This window comes from Rhodococcus sp. 05-2254-6, assembly GCF_002258565.1.
Classification (GTDB): domain Bacteria; phylum Actinomycetota; class Actinomycetes; order Mycobacteriales; family Mycobacteriaceae; genus Rhodococcoides.
Genome location: NZ_NOZF01000070.1, coordinates 1 through 15,259, shown reverse-complemented (window position 1 = coordinate 15,259; position 15,259 = coordinate 1). Strand labels below are relative to the sequence as shown.

Genomic DNA, 15,259 nt, shown 5'->3' with positions numbered 1-15,259 from the left:
TGTTTCTCGCGCCGTCGAGCGCCAACGTCCGCGCCGACTCCGGGAACGTCTTGTCGTAGTCGATCAACATGCCCATCCGCCCCACCGGGGTGTCGAAAGCCTCGAAGTGGTCACCGGCCGCATAGGCGAGCGACTCCCCGAGCGGCTGGTGCACCTTGCGGTGACTACCCAGGATGCCGTCTCCGGTCAGACAGGCGGCAGCGTTGTACCGCAGTCCTTTCGACAGCTCGGTGTACCCGATGCAGATCGTCATGCTACCGGCCGCCGCGATGATCGCCGCCAGTTCCGGACCGTCGGGATCGAGGGTGGGCGGCAGTTCCGCGGGATCCGGATTGCTCAGACTGTTGATGTAGCCCCCGAGGGACGCGTCGGGCAGCACCAGGAGATCGATGCCTTCTCGGGCCGCACTGGAGATGATCGTGGTGATCTTCAGTACGGCTCGGTCGACATCTCTCCCGAAATGCGCTGCCAGCGCGCCGATCTTGATGGGGGCCACGAGAAGCTCAGACCATTTGACTCTGGAGTTGTGCGGCACTGATCTCGAGACCGATCTGGTCCGCCAGGAACGCGGCATCTCGGGCCACCGAGGCGAAGCGTCCCGAACCCCAGGTGTGCTGCCACGGCAGACCCAGGAAGTACAGGCCGGACACCGAGGTGACGCCGCGGTTGTGCGTCGGGTGGCCCTCGCCGTCGAACGCGCCGACCTTCAGCCAGCGATAGTCGGTACGGAAGCCGACGGACCAGACGACGGCCTTGATATCGGCGGCGGCGAGGTCGAGTTCGGTGGTCTCGGTCTCCGGACGCCACACCGGAACGTAACGCTCCTCGGTCGGCGCGCTGATTCCCTCGCGCTCGATGTAGGCGTCGATGTTGTCCTTGATGCTCTCGGCCACGCGGTCCGCAGCGTCGAGGGAGGCCTCGAGGGTGGGCGCGAACTGCAGAACGCCGTCCTCGACTCCCAGTAGGCGGCCGTAGAGTTTCATGCCCTCGGTGGCGAATGCGCGCAGGTCGATGTCTCGACCACCGTCACGTCCGGTGACGTAGTGGTTCGTGTTCTCGCGTTTGCCGACGCCGCCGGGTTGATCTTCGATGGAGACATCGTAAACCCCCATGTCGTGCAACCAGGCGACACAGTCGCGGCCGCGATAGAAGCGCGCGACGCGGGGAGCGGTGCCCGCCACCAGATGGACGCGGCGGCCGTCGAGGTGCAGGTCCTCGGCAATCTGGGCACCGGACTGGCCGGTGCCGACGACCAGCACGTCGCCGTCCGGGAACTGTTGTGAACCGCGGTATTCGGAGGAGTGGATCTGGACGATGTCACGGGGAAGCTTCTCGGCGAACCTCGGGATGGTGGGGATGTGGTACCCACCGACGGCGACGACGATCTGATCGGCATGCATGGGGCCGGCGGAAGTCTGGAGGTCGAAGCCACCCGCCACCGACTGGAGTGCCTGATCGACCGAAACGTGCTCTCGGACCGGTGCATCGAAGCTTTCCGCGTAGCGGCGTACGAAGGCGTACACCTCGTCACGCTGCATGAATCCGTCGGGATCGTCACCGTCGTAGGAGTACCCGGGGAGCGCGCACTGCCAGTTCGGAGTCACGAGGGTGAAGTTGTCCCAGCGGGAGTCCTTCCACTCGTGCGCGATCGTCTCGCGCTCCAACACCACATGTTCGATGCCACGCTGCGTCAGATGCCAGCTGATGGACAGGCCGGCCTGCCCGCCGCCGATGACGATCACGGGGTAGTTTTCTATTGCACTGTGATTCTCCGTCATAGCAATTCAGCTCCCGACATGCTCAGTACGCGAACGGCACCGGCCTCGTACGCGGCACTGACACCGTGAATCTCCTCCATCTGCTGCGCGGCCGAGGTGCACCGCATTCCGAACTTGGCGAGCACTCGATCGCTGGCGATCGTCAACGCCTCCGACGTCCGTTTCACGAACTCTGCCACCGGGTAGTCCTCGCCGGGCGTCAGGTAGTCGTGCATCACCAGAGACGGCGAATAGCAGGACTGTTCGCGTCCGTCGGGCCATCGAACGAGGAACGACATCTCAGGCATGGATCGGCTCCTTCGTGATGGTCCGGTACACGGACGGTCGGCGATCACGAAGGTTGTACATGCCGCCGCCACGTGCTGCGCCGATGAGGGCAGCGACGTCGACGGTGGCCGTGGCCAAGCCCGGTTCGACGCCCGTACCGGCGAGAATCTCCCCGCCGGGCCCGACGATCTTTGCGCTGCAGACGAATCGGAGAGATCCGAAGGTACCTGCCTGATTGGCCGCGACCCAGATGATCTGATTCTCGAGAGCGCGGGCTCTGTCGTAGATGTCGAACCGCTGCTTCCAGCGGTCCTCTTCCATGTTTTCGACAGTGGCGGTGCGGGCCGTCGGCCAGGCCGAGATGGACGCAACGATCTCGGCACCGTCGAGGGCGAGTTCCCGTGCTGCCTCTGGGAATCCCTTGTCGTAGCAGATCTGCATCCCCATGCGGCCGATCGGAGTGTCGAAGGCGGAGTAGCTGTCTCCCGCGTCGTAGCAGAGATTTTCACCCAGCGGCTGGTGCACCTTGCGGTACGAGCCGAGGATTCCGCTGCCGTCGACCGTCACTGCGGCGTTGTAGCGGGTGTCGCCGTCCTTCTCGCAGAAGCCGAAAGTGACGACGGTGTCACCCGCCATGTCGATGACTCGCCTGATCTCGGGCCCGTCGAGTTCGAGAGCGGGCGGCAGCGCCTTCAACCGCCGCTGTCGCGATTCCTCGGTCTCGTCACCGCCGCCGAGACTGGGCAGGTAGCCGCCCAGGCACGCCTCGGGTAGGACGAGCAGTTGACTGCCGCGATTGCGCGCTTCCTCGAGCAACGCGGCGATGGTGGCGTAGCCCTGTTCCATGTCGCGCCCGAATTCGGCGGCGGCAACGGAAATGGTGACGGGCTTCGGGTGGGTAGTCATGCTTCTCCCAATCCGGTCACGGTGGACGTGACCGCGCGAGTGGTGATTCCGTCGGGCCATCGCAGTGCGACGCCCGGAATGTCGGTGAGCTCTCCGCAGACTGCGGACAGCGCAGGTCCGGACGGTGCAGTGGGTGCACCGGGACGGTCCGCGGTGATCATCGCGAACCCTGGAAAACACGTGATCCATTCGCCCATCGACGCTGCGTCGGGTTTCGGTATCGAGGCGACGTCGAGTACGGCGCCGGTTCCGCTCGCCTCGGCCAGCATTCCGGTGGTGCCGGCCAGGCCTGCCATCGAGACGTCCTTGGCGGCCTTGGGTGCGGTACGGGACACGAATGTCGCCATTGCCATCAGTTCGTCCGAGTTCCGGCGGGACGACGAATCCCATTGCTGACCATGGTATCCGCGTCGCCACTCGCCTTCGATGTCTGCGGTGAGCGTCAACCGATCGCCGACGCTTCCGCCCCCCGCCCGTACCGGTCGCGAGGTCCGGCCGAGTGCGGTGACCGACAGCGACGACGGCACCCCGGCCTGGGTGTGGCCTCCGAGCACCGGAACCTGCCACGCTGCAGAGGCGTTGGCGAGACCCCGGATGATGCGGGTCAGCCGACTCTGGGTAGGTGCTCCGACCGAATCGAGCATGCCGACGGCTCCTGCTCCCATCGCCGAGAGGTCGTTCAGATTGACCAGCGCGGCACACCAGCCGGCCCACTCGGGGTCACGATCGACCATCGACGGGATGATGGCATCGCACGCTGCGATCATGTCGCTGCCCGGTACCGGCACGCCGTCGTCGCCGCGAAAGCCTTTGGCACCGAGCCCGAGTGGCTGCGCACGAAGGGGAGCGAGTACCCCGGCGAGCATCGCCTTGGTCGAGGAGACGAGCCGTTCGATCCGGTCGATCGGCCAGTACATCGCCACGTGCGGCGTGTTGGCCACCTCGACGTCGCCGCGGCGAATCCACCCGAGGCGATTGAACAGTTGCTCGTTGCTCTTCTGTACGGTCGCGTCGAAGCGAAGAACACCTCTGCTCTCGGCGTGAGCGCAGGCAGCCCGAACGAGGGCAGGCCCGACGCCGGAGGTGCGCGCCGAAGCAGCGACCACGAGCCGGCTTCCTGCCCACCACCCCAGATCCGTTGCGGTGCAGGGTGCCAGCCGTACTCCGCCGAGAACGGTGCCGTCCCGGTCGGTGGCGACCAGAACGACTGCTCGCGGATCGTCGTCCACGTCGTCGTGATCGGTGCCGGCGAACAAGCCCTGTTCGGCAACGAATGTCGCTCTCCGGAGTGCACGATAGGCGTCGAGCTCCGCTGTACTTCCGCACGGCTGGACTATGAACCCGGGCTCGACGACAGTGGTTGCAGTACCTGACAATCCGGCGAGGTCGCCCAGTTCCACGACACCGAACATGTCAGCCTCCCGCGTTCTGCAGAACGCTGCACGCACCGCATGCCGCGCAGCCTGCCTTCTGTTCGGTTCCGAGCATCGCCGCGGCCTGAAGCTCCTTGGCGACGCGTCGGGTGACGTTTTCGAGAACGTCTCGGCTCGGTGCCGTCGCGCGGTCGATGTCCACTGCCAACGTTCCGGCCAGCGGCCGGAACGGAACCACGAAGGGGTAGACCCCCATCTCGATCAGTTCTGCTGCCCCGGCGACCAATTCGTCGGGATCCTCACCGAGTCCCACCAGGATGTACGTCGAGACCTGGTTTCGTCCGAAGACACGAACCGCTTCTTTCCACGCCGCGCGGTACTCGTCCATCGAGACCGAGGCCTTGCCCGGCATCCACCGGCGTCGAACGTCGTCGTCCAGGGATTCGACGTGGATGCCGATGGATTCGGCTCCGGCGTCGTACAGATCTTGGATCGTCTGCAGATCGCCGGGAGGTTCGCACTGCACCTGGATCGGCAGCTGTGGAACCACCGCCTTGATGGCGCGCACGCATCGGGCCAAGTGGCGAGCACCGCGGTCCTTCGCGGCCGAGGTTCCCGTCGTCATGACCATCTGTGTGACGCCGTCGAGTCGCACCGCCGCCTCGGCCACCTCGGCCAACTGCGCCGGGGTCTTGACCGCGATGGTGTCGCCGGCCTCGAGCGAGGCCTCGATGGAGCAGAAGCGGCACCGCTGGTCGGCGTCGTAACGGATGCACGTCTGCACCACGGTCGTAGCGAGGACGCTGGAGCCGTGGAGCTTGGCGATCTTCTCGTAGGCGACGCCGTCGGCGGTGGCGAGGTCGTAGAACTTCGGGCGATCGACGGCCTGAACATCGAGTCCGATGTCGTTGCCGTCGAACAACACTCGACCCTCTTCGAGAACGTACGGGCTGAGCGGATTGCGGGGGATGGCTGCGCCGAGACCATCGATGCGGACATGTCCATCGTCACTCGGGCCTGCACCGGCAGTTCTGGACACCGGCGTTGCTCCTCGAATTCCGAGCAACGCCAGATCCACGCGTGTAGAGATGGACATGGGTGCCCCTAGACCATGTAGGTCGAATTGATGATGGCACCCTTGCGCGCGTAGTGGATCAACGCGTCCTGCACGTCCAGGGGGTGGGCCGGGATGACGCCCTCGATGAGGTCTTCTTCGCGGCCACCGTGCAGTGCGAGCCCGAAGCGGCAGCAGAACACGGTGCCACCCTCGGCGATGAATGTCGCGAGCGAATCGTTGATGTTCTGCTCGCCCGGGAAGCCGGAGTCACCGGTCGTCGGAAAGCCCCGAGTGGCAAGGCAATTGATAGCGCCGGGGCCGTAGAAGTACATGGCCGACTCGAAGCCCTTGCGCAGAGCGCGCGTCGCCTGGAGCACAGCGACGAAGGAGACCGACGACTCGTGCGCGATGCCGTGCACCAGCGTGAAGTAGCTCTCGCCGTTCTCGGCCTTGTAGTCGGGGAAGATCTTGGTGGAGCCGTAGATGTTGCTGCCCTTGGGGAGTGAAGGGTGCGGGATCTCTTCGAGCGACTTCTTGATGTTCTCGGCGATGGCCTGGTCGATGTCTGACACGGGTGTCTCCTGAAGTTCGCAGAGCTGGCTGGATGAGGTGGACGCCTGTGGCCACCGTGGGAAGAAAGGTCATGTCCGGCGAGAGAGCAGATCCTCTGCGGCCATGGAACAAGTACAAGCCCCATCCATTTCCGATTGGTCACACCCGGAACAACGCCGTGTTTCGAGGGCCTCACAGTGTTGACGTGGCGTTACGCGGATAGTGTGGAGGTCGAACCACCCATCCACTCCGAACTTGACGAGGAACTCGATGATCGGCGCCGTCACCGGCTTGTTGTACGCGTTGTCCCTGGTCGTAGGCATCTGGGTGCTCGTGAAGCTCGCCATGAACCGACCGGTCCTGCTGAAGAACAAGTCCGATCGAGCCCTGTTCTGGACCATCGCTGCCACCGAGGCCGTCGTCGCGCTGCAGGCCGTCATCGGATTCGTCATGATGTTCACCTCGGATCGAGACATACACCGACTCACGTTCGGGTCCTACCTCGTCGGACTGCTGTTTCTGCTTCCGCTCGGGACGTGGTGGTCCCTGGGCGACCGCTCCCGCGGCGGCACCGCGGTACTGCTCGTTGCCGTCCTCACCCTCGCGGCCATGGTGCTGCGCCTGAGCCAGATCTGGGCCGGATATGCCTGACAACCTCCAGCAAGCAACGCGCACCGGATTCGGGCGCTTCCTCATCGCCGTGTACGCCGTCTTCGCCGTCGCGGCGACAGCACGCTCGATCGTGCAGCTCACCACTCGATTCGACGACGCCCCGATCGCGTATCTGCTGTCGGCTTTCGCGGCGGTCGTCTACATCGTGGCCACGGTAGGACTGGCCCGAGCAACCGAGGCATCCCGACGCGTGGTGACGGTGTCCTGCATCATCGAACTCGTCGGAGTCATCGGCATCGGCACCCTGAGCTACATCCAGCCCCAGGACTTCCCGGAGCCGACGGTGTGGTCGCACTTCGGATCCGGTTACGTCTTCATTCCGGTGATACTTCCCATCGCGGGACTGTGGTGGTTGCGAAAGACTCGGCAGCGGTAGGGGTCTTCCGCAATTTTTGCTCCACTCGGACGGGTCGCACGCGGGGAATCTCTCGATCGAGGCCTTGAGTGGAGCATCCCATGCAGTCTCCAGCCCCGCACCGAGAACACGGTGCGGGGCTGGAAGAGGTTGTCGTGCAGCTACTTCAGCAGAGACGTGTCAGCTCAACGCCGCCAGGTTCGCAACGGATTTCTTGACATCGGTGTCCAGCGCCCGCGCCACCACCGATCCCACCGGACCGAACAGCACGCCCCCACCGAACTTCGCATCGAGTGTCAGCTCCGAACCACCCTCGGCCTCACGCACATGGACCGTCAGCGAGATCCGCACCCCGCCCTTGCCGCGGCCGGACATCTCGATCAACTTCGGCTCTTCGTACTCCGTGAAGGTCCAGTTGATCGTGTTCTTGAAGCCCTTGACCTTGACCAGCGACTCCACCTCGGTGCCCTTGCCGACCTTCTTCGGCGGCGGGCTGCACCACCCACCGTGAATGGTCATCCACTCGTCGAACCGATCGAGCGCGGAAGCTTTGTCCCACGCGCCCTGCGGATTTTCGGGCATCTGTACCGAGACACTGATCGTCGCCATGTATTCGAGCCTGTCACAACTCCCCCGCATCTTCAGACGGCGACCGTTAACCTATGACGATGGCCACGCTCGAGATCGAGGGTCGGAAGGTCTCCGTCACCAACCTCGACAAAGTGCTGTTCCCCGAAACCGGCACCACCAAGGGCAACATCATCGAGTACTACGTTGCCATCGCACCCGCCATGCTCCCGCACCTCGTCGGCCGCGCCGTGACCCGTAAGCGCTGGCCCAACGGCGTCGACCAGTCGTCGTTCTTCGAGAAGAACCTCGCTGCGTCTGCCCCCGACTGGCTCGATCGGCGTTCGATGCAGCATTCCGACCGCGTCGTCACCTACCCGCTGTTCTCCACCGCAGCCGATCTCGCATGGCTCGGTCAGCAGGCAGCCATCGAAGCGCATGTGCCACAGTGGCGATTCGACGGCAACGATCCCGGCCCCGCCACCCGCATGGTCTTCGACCTCGATCCCGGTGACGACGTGGATCTTGCCCGGTGCGCCGAAGTAGCCTGCGAGATACGGGATCTGATCGGCGATATCGGGATGACCGCGTATCCGGTCACCAGCGGCAGCAAGGGAATTCACCTGTACGTGCCGCTGGAGAAGCCACTGTCGACCTCCGGCGCCTCCACCGTCGCCAAACGTGTGGCCACCCTGCTGGAAGAGCGTTCACCGGACCGGGTCACGGCAACGATGGCGAAGGCGAAGCGAACCGGTCGAGTGTTCGTCGACTGGAGCCAGAACAACGGCAAGAAGACGACGGTCGCCCCGTACTCGCTCCGCGGGCGAACCCTACCCACCGTCGCAGCACCACGCACGTGGGACGAGCTGGAAGCGACGGGCCTGCAACAGCTTCGGTTCGAGGAGGTACTGGAACGATTCCATGACCTGGGCGATCCACTGGCAGAACTGGACCCCACCATGGACTCGGCACCCGAAAGAAGCGCTGCCACAGACAAACTCGTCAAGTACCGCAGCATGCGCAGCGCCGACAAGACTCCCGAGCCGATACCGACCACCACCGAGCCGCAGGGCAACAACGACACCTTCGTCATTCAAGAACATCATGCCCGACGGCTGCACTACGACTTCCGACTCGAACACGACGGCGTCCTGGTGTCGTGGGCCGTCCCGAAGAACATCCCGGTCGACCCGAAGCAGAATCGACTGGCGGTACACACCGAGGACCACCCGCTCGAATACGCGACATTCTCCGGACGAATACCCAAGGGCGAGTACGGCGGCGGCGACGTCACGATCTGGGACAGCGGAACCTACGAACTCGAGAAGTGGCGAGACGACGAAGTCATCGTCGTCCTGCACGGACAGAAGGCGCGCGGGCGGTTCGCACTGATCCGCACCGAGGGCAGCCAGTGGTTGATGCACCTGATGAAAGACGCACCCGACAAGCCCGAGCCCAAGAACATCTCACCGATGCTCGCCACCGCAGGCGACATCCGCGATCTTCCGAACGACGAGTGGTCGTTCGAAGGCAAGTGGGACGGGTTCCGCATCGTCGCCGAACTGACGCACGGTTCGATGACGCTACGCACGCGAAGCGGCAACGACTACACCGAGAAATTCGGCGCACTCCAATCGTTCGCAGACGACCTTGCCGAGCACGACGCCGTCGTCGACGGGGAAGTCGTCGTGTTCGACGACAGCGGTGTCAGCAGCTTCGAGAAACTGCAGAACGCGACCCGTGACGAGATCCGGTTCATCGCGTTCGATCTGCTTCACCTCGACGGCACGTCACTGCTGCGCAAGAAGTACTCGGATCGACGACGGTTGCTCGAACTTCTCACCACCGGACTCGACTCCGTGCTGGTGCCACCGCGACTGACGGGGACCGCTGCGGATGCCATCGCCGAAAGCAGAGAGCGGGGCTGGGAAGGTGTCGTCGCCAAACGCACCGACTCCGTCTACCAACCCGGCAAGCGCGCCCACACCTGGATCAAGTTCAAGAACTGGCGAACACAGGAGATCGTCATCGGTGGGTGGCGTCGGGGACAGGGACGCCGTTCCGGCGGGTTCGGCTCGTTGCTGATGGGCATCCCCGACGGGGAGCGACTGCGCTACGTGGGACGCGTCGGAACCGGGTTCGACGACCGTGCGCTCGATACGCTCGCTGCCCTCCTCGACCCACTCGAGGCGTCGGACAGTCCCTTCTCCTCGGTGCTGCCCGCGGCCGATCGGAACGGAGCGGTGTGGGTCGAGCCTGTACTCGTCGGCGAGGTCCGGTTCTACGAGGCCACCGAATCCGGCCATCTGCGGCATCCGAGCTGGCGCGGTCTGCGCCCGGACAAGGAACCGAAGGCAGTGCGTCAGGAATGACGAGAATGCCCCCGGTCGAATACTTGATTTCTACCGAAGAAACGAGCATAGGTAACGTTCGGTTGCCATAAAATGAGCGGATGCGTACCGTTGCGCACATCGTTTCCGGGGGAGCGTAACAAGTCACGAGTCGTCAGCTATAACGGTTTGCGGGCCGGCTCTATGGGGGCTTGCCAGATCACTGCAGCGCTCGTCGCTTCGGTTCAGGCACGGAGGGGTTTACCACATGCGGGTTCTCAAGTTGGCAGGCGCTGTCAGCATGACGGCAGTTGCAGTCCTGTGTTCGTCACTCGTCGGCGCAGGTCAGGCAGTTGCAGCGCCGTTGTATCCGACGCCTATCGCCGATGGCTTCTACTCTCCGCCTGTGGATCTCGATGCGCTCGCACCGGGCGACGTGATCTCGAGCCGCCCGATGCCCCCGCCCCCAGGATTCTTCGGCGTCGACGTGTGGCAGCTGAATTTCCGCTCCACAAATTCGGCCGGCGATCCCATCGCCGCAAGAAATACCGTGTTGGTTCCGCAAAACAAAGCACCCAACGGGCCGGTGCTTTCCTACCAACACATCATCAATGCTCTCGGTCTCGAATGTGCACCTTCACAAGCGCTGTGGACGAACGACCCCAATCTCCAGATTCGTGAAGCACCCGCACTGAATGCAGTACTGCAGCGCGGCTGGACCGTCGTCATCGCCGATCACCTCGGACCCAACAGCGCCTACGGCGCCGCCAGGCTCGGCGGACAAATCGTGCTGGACAGCATTCGCGCCACTCAGCGCTTCGATCCCATCCAGGTTCAGCAGAGCCCGGTCGCGTTGGCCGGCTACTCCGGTGGTGGAATGGCCACCGCATGGGCAGCTGCGCTTCAGAACGACTACGCACCCGAGCTGAACATCGTCGGCAGCGCGAACGGTGGTGCTCCGATGAACCTCGAGCGCATGGCCCGCGATCTCGGTTTCGCCCCGCACCCCATGTTCGGTCTGGCGTTCGCTGCCGCGCTCGGAATCGAGCGCGAGTACCCCACCCGCATCCCGATCAGCTCTCAACTCAACCCGCTCGGCAAGCAGATCGAGAGCCAGATCCAGAACGGGTGCACCAACGACATCATCGCGGCAGGCGCAGGCAAGAGCGCCATGGAGGTCGCTGGCACGCTGGATCTGATCAGCAGCCCGGAAGCGATCGCCGCCGTCAACGACAACAGCGTCGAGCTGTACCCCGGCGTACCGAAGGCACCGTATTTCGAGTGGCACAGCCCCTCCGATGCGTTGATCCCGGTCAGCGCCATCGACAACACGATTGCCCGGTACTGCCGCGCCGGAGTACTGGTGACCGAGGTGAAGGTGCCCAGCAACGATCACCTGACTGCTGCAGTGCTCGGTCTTCCGCAGGCACTCGAATGGATCGACCAGCGATTCGCAGGTGTACCGGCGACGTCCACCTGCTGATCGGGACGTCCGACCCCGGCACGTGATCGACGCTTCGATGAGTCGGTTAGGCTAACCTCGCTAAGTTCCGTTGCGAGGAGACCCCATGAAGAAGTCTGTCCAGCTCGTCGTCGCCGGTGCCTCGGTTCTGGCGCTGGCCGTCGGCTGCTCGTCCACCGACGAGCCCGAACCCACCGGTAACTCCGGGAGCGCCGACGGATTCCCGGTCACCGTCGATCACCGGTTCGGTGAGACGGTCATCGACACCGAGCCCACCCGCGTCGTGACGATCGGGTTCAACGAGCAGGACTTCGCCCTCGCGCTGGGCGTCAAGCCCGTCGCGACCCGCGGCAACCTCAGCTACGACTACCGGCAGCGCCCATGGGCCCAGGAAGCGTTGGGCGGTACCGAGATTCCCGAGGTCGGCAGCACCGATCTCAACCTCGAGCAGATCGCCGCGCAGGCACCCGACCTGATCCTCGGCCCGTACTCCTTCATCGACCAGGGCCAGTACGACCAGCTCTCCGGGATGGCCCCGACGATCGCCGACATCGGCGGCTACGAGAACGTGCCCGCCGCGACGTGGCAGCAGGAGTTCGCCGTCGTCGGCGAAGCACTCGGCAAGCAGCAGGAAGCACAGGACCAGACGGCTACGCTCGAGCAGAAGTTCGCCGACACCGAGGCCGAGAATCCTCAGTTCACCGGCAAGTCACTGTCTCTCGCGTTCGTCATGGACGACGGCAGCTACCTGCTGCTCGGCAGGGACGACATCCGCGCCCTGTTCTTCACCGACCTCGGCTTCGAGATTCCCGACGCCTCCGAGACCATCAGTCCCGAAAATCTCGACCGACTCGACACCGACGTCCTCGTCATCGCCGGCCAGAGCCGCGAGCAACTGCAGGCCAACCCGATCATCGCCGCACTCGATGTCGTTCAGCAGGATCGAACCGTCTACATCGGCTCGTTCAGCACCGATCTGCCCTCGGCCCTGGGATATTCGAGTCCGCTCTCCCTGGACTACGCCATCGACGGATTCACCCCGATGCTCGCAGCGGCGACCGACGACGACCCGTCCACGGTGGTCCCGGACGCTTAGCCGGTTTGTGCGAACTGCGTCCGATGCAGCTCCTCGTAACGGCCTCCCGCTGCGAGGAGCTCGTCGTGCGTGCCCCGCTCGGCGACTCGCCCGTCCTCGATCACCAGGATCACATCGGCTGCCCTGATGGTCGAGAGCCGGTGCGCGATGACCACCGACGTCTTTCCTTCCAAGGCCTCGGCCAACGCAGCCTGCACGGCGGCCTCGGACGTCGAATCCAGTGAAGCCGTTGCCTCGTCGAGAATGACGACTCGTGGCTGCGCGATCAGCAACCGGGCGATCGTCAGGCGCTGACGCTCACCACCGGAGAGTCGGTACCCTCGCTCGCCGACAACGGTGTCCAGGCCGTCGGGCAGCGATCGCACGAGGTCGGCCAGCCGCGCCCTCGACAGCGCATCCCACAGTTCGACGTCGGTTGCCTCGGGCCGAGGCAACAACAGATTCGACCGGATGCTCTCGTGGAACAGGTGACCGTCCTGGGTCACCATTCCCACTGTGCCGCGGACGGATTCGGCCGTCAGGTCTCGCACGTCGACTCCTCCGAGTCGAACCGCACCGCCGTCGACGTCGTACAGCCGTGCGATCAACTGTGCGATCGTGGACTTGCCCGCACCGGACGTACCGACCAGCGCGACCATCTGGCCGGGTTCGGCTCGGAACGAGACGCCGTGCAGCACTTCCTCTCCCCCTCGCGAATCCAGAGTCGCGACCTCCTCGAGTGAGGCGAGCGAGACCTTGTCCGCCGACGGGTACGCGAACCGAACGTCGTCGAGCTCGACGGCCACCGGCCCCGGCGGCAGAGTCCGTGCGTCCGGCTTGTCTGCGATGAGTGGAACCAGATCGAGAACCTCGAAGACCCGCTCGAAGCTGACCAGTGCGCTCATGATCTCCACCCGAGCACTTGCCAGCGCAGTGAGCGGGGAATACAGGCGAGCCAGCAGAAGAGACAGCGCAACAACCGAACCCGGGTCGAGCGTCCCCCGCAGGGCGTAGAAGCCGCCCAGTCCGTACACCACGGCCAGGGCCAGTGCCGAGACGAGAGTCAGCGCCGTCACGAACACCGTCTGCACCATGGCGCTGCGTACTCCGATGTCTCGGACGCGCTTGGCTCGCACCGCGAACTCGACCGATTCCTGTTCGGGATGACCGAACAGTTTCACCAGCGTTGCTCCCGGTGCCGAGAATCGTTCGGTCATCTGCGTACTCATCGCCGAATTGTGCGCTGCCGCTTCACGTTGCAACCGCGCGAGGCGTCGACCCATCCGGCGAGCGGGAAGCACGAACACCGGAAGCAGAATCAGGGCCAGAAGCGTGATCTGCCAGGAGATCCCGATCATCACCACCAGGGTCAGCGCCAGCGTCACCAGGTTGCTGACGACCCCGGACAGGGTGGTGCTGAATGCGCGTTGCGCTCCGATGACGTCGTTGTTGAGTCGACTCACCAGCGCACCGGTGCGGGTTCGGGTGAAGAACGCGATCGGCATGCGCTGCACGTGATCGAACACCGCGGTCCGCAGATCCAGGATCAAGCTCTCACCGATGTTCGACGAGAGCCACCGATTGATCAGACCGACCACGGCGTCCACCAGAGCGATGGCCGCGATCGCCACGGCGAGCCACACCACCACTCGCAGCTCGCGCCCGTCGACGATGGCGTTGACCACCCGGCCGGCCAACACCGGCGTGGCCACGGCAAGAACGGCCAGGGCCACGCTGAGCACCAGGAACCCACCGAGGGCACGGCGATGCGGCGCAGCGAACGTCAGGATCCTGCGGGCCGTCACCTTAGAGAACGACGACTGAGTGTCCGGCCTGTTCATCGTGCGATACATCTGGTTCCAGGCGGTCATCTCCATGCTCATGTCATCAACCTCATGTCACCAACGTAGAACCTCGACATAGGTCGAGGTCAAGTGCGGATCCCCTTACCGACCTCGACTGCACCGAACTCACGCCGCCACGGTTGCGGCCGTCGGCTCCAGGGCGAGCGCGATGATGTCGGCGACGTCGGTCATCGGGCGAACATCCAACGCCTCCAACACCTCTGCGGGCACATCGTCCAGATCCGGTTCGTTGCGCGCCGGTATGAACACCGTCGTCAGGCCCGCACGCTGCGCAGCCAGCAACTTCTGCTTCACCCCGCCGATCGGCAGCACCCGACCGTTCAGCGTGACCTCACCGGTCATGCCGACATCCGAGCGCACCGGCCGTCCGGTAGCCATCGACACCAGGGCCGTCACCATCGTCACACCCGCCGACGGACCGTCCTTCGGCACCGCGCCCGCCGGAACGTGCACGTGGATGCTGCGGTCGAGAGATTCCTGCGTGACGCCGAATCGTGCTGCGTGCGAGCGCACGTAGGACAGTGCGATCTGCGCGGACTCCTTCATCACGTCGCCGAGTTGACCGGTGAGCTTGAGACCCGGATCGCCTTCGGTCGACGCAGCCTCGATGAACAGCACATCGCCGCCGAGTCCGGTGACCGCCAGACCCGTTGCCACACCCGGCACTTCGGTGCGCTCGTGCGCCTCGGGAGTGAAGCGCGGACGACCGAGGTAGGTCACCAGGTCCGGCTCGTCGATGGACAGGGCGGCAATCACATCCGAGGAGGTGACGGTCACCGACGCCGCGCTGCGCACGATCGCGGCCGAGTACACCCGCGAGCCGGGAGTGCGCCAGCTCGAACGCCTGCTGGCCAAGGCGCTGCGCAAGGTCGCGACGAAGTTGGTGGGCACCACCGAGGTTCTGTCCATCGACGAGCCGGACCTGGTGACCTACCTCGGTCGTCCGCGCTTCACTCCCGAGGCGCACGAGCGCACCGAAGTGCCGGGTGTGGCAACGGGT

14 protein-coding genes and 2 pseudogenes are annotated in these 15,259 nt (G+C 64.6%); 6 read left to right on the top strand and 10 right to left on the bottom strand.

Annotation, left to right across the window (positions count from 1 at the left end; translation table 11 throughout):
- The 7 genes from CH256_RS08725 to CH256_RS08695 all read right to left on the bottom strand — a co-directional run.
- Nucleotides 1-496: carbon-nitrogen hydrolase family protein (locus CH256_RS08725; RefSeq protein WP_143536541.1), on the bottom strand; the 496-nt coding region annotated here is incomplete at its 3' end.
- 7 nt (nt 497-503) lie between these two features.
- Nucleotides 504-1,778 (bottom strand): MSMEG_0569 family flavin-dependent oxidoreductase, encoded by a 1,275-nt coding sequence (locus CH256_RS08720; protein ID WP_094669332.1) that lies wholly within the window; start codon nt 1,776-1,778, stop codon nt 504-506.
- Complete coding sequence (locus CH256_RS08715; RefSeq protein WP_068048690.1) at nt 1,775-2,065, bottom strand: MSMEG_0570 family nitrogen starvation response protein; 291 nt, start codon at nt 2,063-2,065, stop codon at nt 1,775-1,777. Before CH256_RS08715 ends, CH256_RS08720 begins: the two co-directional genes overlap by 4 nt.
- Nucleotides 2,058-2,951: a carbon-nitrogen hydrolase family protein gene (locus tag CH256_RS08710; protein WP_068048689.1), complete on the bottom strand. Its 894-nt coding sequence runs from the start codon at nt 2,949-2,951 to the stop codon at nt 2,058-2,060. The genes CH256_RS08715 and CH256_RS08710 overlap by 8 nt, the downstream gene beginning before the upstream one ends.
- Nucleotides 2,948-4,363, bottom strand: a complete 1,416-nt coding sequence (locus CH256_RS08705; RefSeq protein ID WP_094669336.1) for an MSMEG_0567/sll0787 family protein — start codon at nt 4,361-4,363, stop codon at nt 2,948-2,950. The genes CH256_RS08710 and CH256_RS08705 overlap by 4 nt, the downstream gene beginning before the upstream one ends.
- Before the next feature lies 1 nt (nt 4,364).
- Nucleotides 4,365-5,420, bottom strand: a complete 1,056-nt coding sequence (locus CH256_RS08700; protein ID WP_094669331.1) for an MSMEG_0568 family radical SAM protein — start codon at nt 5,418-5,420, stop codon at nt 4,365-4,367.
- Between the two features lie 8 nt (nt 5,421-5,428).
- Nucleotides 5,429-5,953, bottom strand: coding sequence for an MSMEG_0572/Sll0783 family nitrogen starvation response protein (locus CH256_RS08695; RefSeq protein WP_068048684.1), 525 nt, complete (start codon nt 5,951-5,953; stop codon nt 5,429-5,431).
- Between the two features lie 250 nt (nt 5,954-6,203).
- On the opposite strand from CH256_RS08695, the gene CH256_RS08690 reads away from it, so the two are divergent.
- Nucleotides 6,204-6,584 carry a hypothetical protein gene (locus CH256_RS08690; RefSeq protein WP_068048682.1) on the top strand — a complete coding sequence of 127 codons (381 nt, stop codon included), beginning with the start codon at nt 6,204-6,206 and terminating at the stop codon, nt 6,582-6,584.
- On the top strand, nt 6,577-6,981 hold the full coding sequence (locus tag CH256_RS08685) for a hypothetical protein (RefSeq protein ID WP_094669329.1): 405 nt from the start codon (nt 6,577-6,579) through the stop codon (nt 6,979-6,981). Before CH256_RS08690 ends, CH256_RS08685 begins: the two co-directional genes overlap by 8 nt.
- 159 nt (nt 6,982-7,140) lie before the next feature.
- Here the strand turns inward: CH256_RS08685 and CH256_RS08680 are convergent, their stop codons facing one another.
- Complete coding sequence (locus CH256_RS08680) at nt 7,141-7,569, bottom strand: type II toxin-antitoxin system Rv0910 family toxin (RefSeq protein WP_179272040.1); 429 nt, start codon at nt 7,567-7,569, stop codon at nt 7,141-7,143.
- A gap of 59 nt (nt 7,570-7,628) precedes the next feature.
- Here CH256_RS08680 and CH256_RS08675 point away from each other — a divergent pair, with 59 nt between their 5' ends.
- The 3 genes from CH256_RS08675 to CH256_RS08665 all read left to right on the top strand — a co-directional run bounded on the left by CH256_RS08675 (nt 7,629) and on the right by CH256_RS08665 (nt 12,415).
- Nucleotides 7,629-9,899 carry an ATP-dependent DNA ligase gene (locus tag CH256_RS08675; RefSeq protein ID WP_094669334.1) on the top strand — a complete coding sequence of 757 codons (2,271 nt, stop codon included), beginning with the start codon at nt 7,629-7,631 and terminating at the stop codon, nt 9,897-9,899.
- Nucleotides 9,900-10,125: 226 nt separating this feature from the next.
- On the top strand, nt 10,126-11,340 hold the full coding sequence (locus tag CH256_RS08670; RefSeq protein WP_094669325.1) for a lipase family protein: 1,215 nt from the start codon (nt 10,126-10,128) through the stop codon (nt 11,338-11,340).
- Between the two features lie 85 nt (nt 11,341-11,425).
- Complete coding sequence (locus CH256_RS08665; protein ID WP_068048671.1) at nt 11,426-12,415, top strand: iron-siderophore ABC transporter substrate-binding protein; 990 nt, start codon at nt 11,426-11,428, stop codon at nt 12,413-12,415.
- On the opposite strand, the gene CH256_RS08660 is transcribed toward CH256_RS08665, so the two are convergent.
- Together CH256_RS08660 and CH256_RS08655 are read right to left on the bottom strand one after the other, a co-directional pair.
- On the bottom strand, nt 12,412-14,277 hold the full coding sequence (locus CH256_RS08660) for an ABC transporter ATP-binding protein (RefSeq protein ID WP_094669323.1): 1,866 nt from the start codon (nt 14,275-14,277) through the stop codon (nt 12,412-12,414). The two genes, CH256_RS08665 and CH256_RS08660, sit on opposite strands and share 4 nt — an antisense overlap.
- Before the next feature lie 87 nt (nt 14,278-14,364).
- Nucleotides 14,365-15,000 (bottom strand): annotated as a pseudogene (locus tag CH256_RS08655) (S16 family serine protease); the annotation flags it as partial.
- On the opposite strand from CH256_RS08655, the pseudogene CH256_RS08650 reads away from it, so the two are divergent.
- Nucleotides 14,999-15,259: pseudogene (locus CH256_RS08650) on the top strand (endopeptidase La); the annotation flags it as partial. The pseudogenes CH256_RS08655 and CH256_RS08650 overlap by 2 nt on opposite strands.

Coding starts and splice junctions, on each gene's coding strand:
- CH256_RS08720 (WP_094669332.1), bottom strand. CDS start 1,778: ATGACGGAGAATCACAGTGCAATAGAAAACTACCCCGTGATCGTCATC.
- CH256_RS08715 (WP_068048690.1), bottom strand. CDS start 2,065: ATGCCTGAGATGTCGTTCCTCGTTCGATGGCCCGACGGACGCGAACAG.
- CH256_RS08710 (WP_068048689.1), bottom strand. CDS start 2,951: ATGACTACCCACCCGAAGCCCGTCACCATTTCCGTTGCCGCCGCCGAA.
- CH256_RS08705 (WP_094669336.1), bottom strand. CDS start 4,363: ATGTTCGGTGTCGTGGAACTGGGCGACCTCGCCGGATTGTCAGGTACT.
- CH256_RS08700 (WP_094669331.1), bottom strand. CDS start 5,420: ATGTCCATCTCTACACGCGTGGATCTGGCGTTGCTCGGAATTCGAGGA.
- CH256_RS08690 (WP_068048682.1), top strand. CDS start 6,204: ATGATCGGCGCCGTCACCGGCTTGTTGTACGCGTTGTCCCTGGTCGTA.
- CH256_RS08685 (WP_094669329.1), top strand. CDS start 6,577: ATGCCTGACAACCTCCAGCAAGCAACGCGCACCGGATTCGGGCGCTTC.
- CH256_RS08680 (WP_179272040.1), bottom strand. CDS start 7,569: ATGGCGACGATCAGTGTCTCGGTACAGATGCCCGAAAATCCGCAGGGC.
- CH256_RS08675 (WP_094669334.1), top strand. CDS start 7,629: ATGGCCACGCTCGAGATCGAGGGTCGGAAGGTCTCCGTCACCAACCTC.
- CH256_RS08670 (WP_094669325.1), top strand. CDS start 10,126: ATGCGGGTTCTCAAGTTGGCAGGCGCTGTCAGCATGACGGCAGTTGCA.
- CH256_RS08665 (WP_068048671.1), top strand. CDS start 11,426: ATGAAGAAGTCTGTCCAGCTCGTCGTCGCCGGTGCCTCGGTTCTGGCG.
- CH256_RS08660 (WP_094669323.1), bottom strand. CDS start 14,277: ATGAGCATGGAGATGACCGCCTGGAACCAGATGTATCGCACGATGAAC.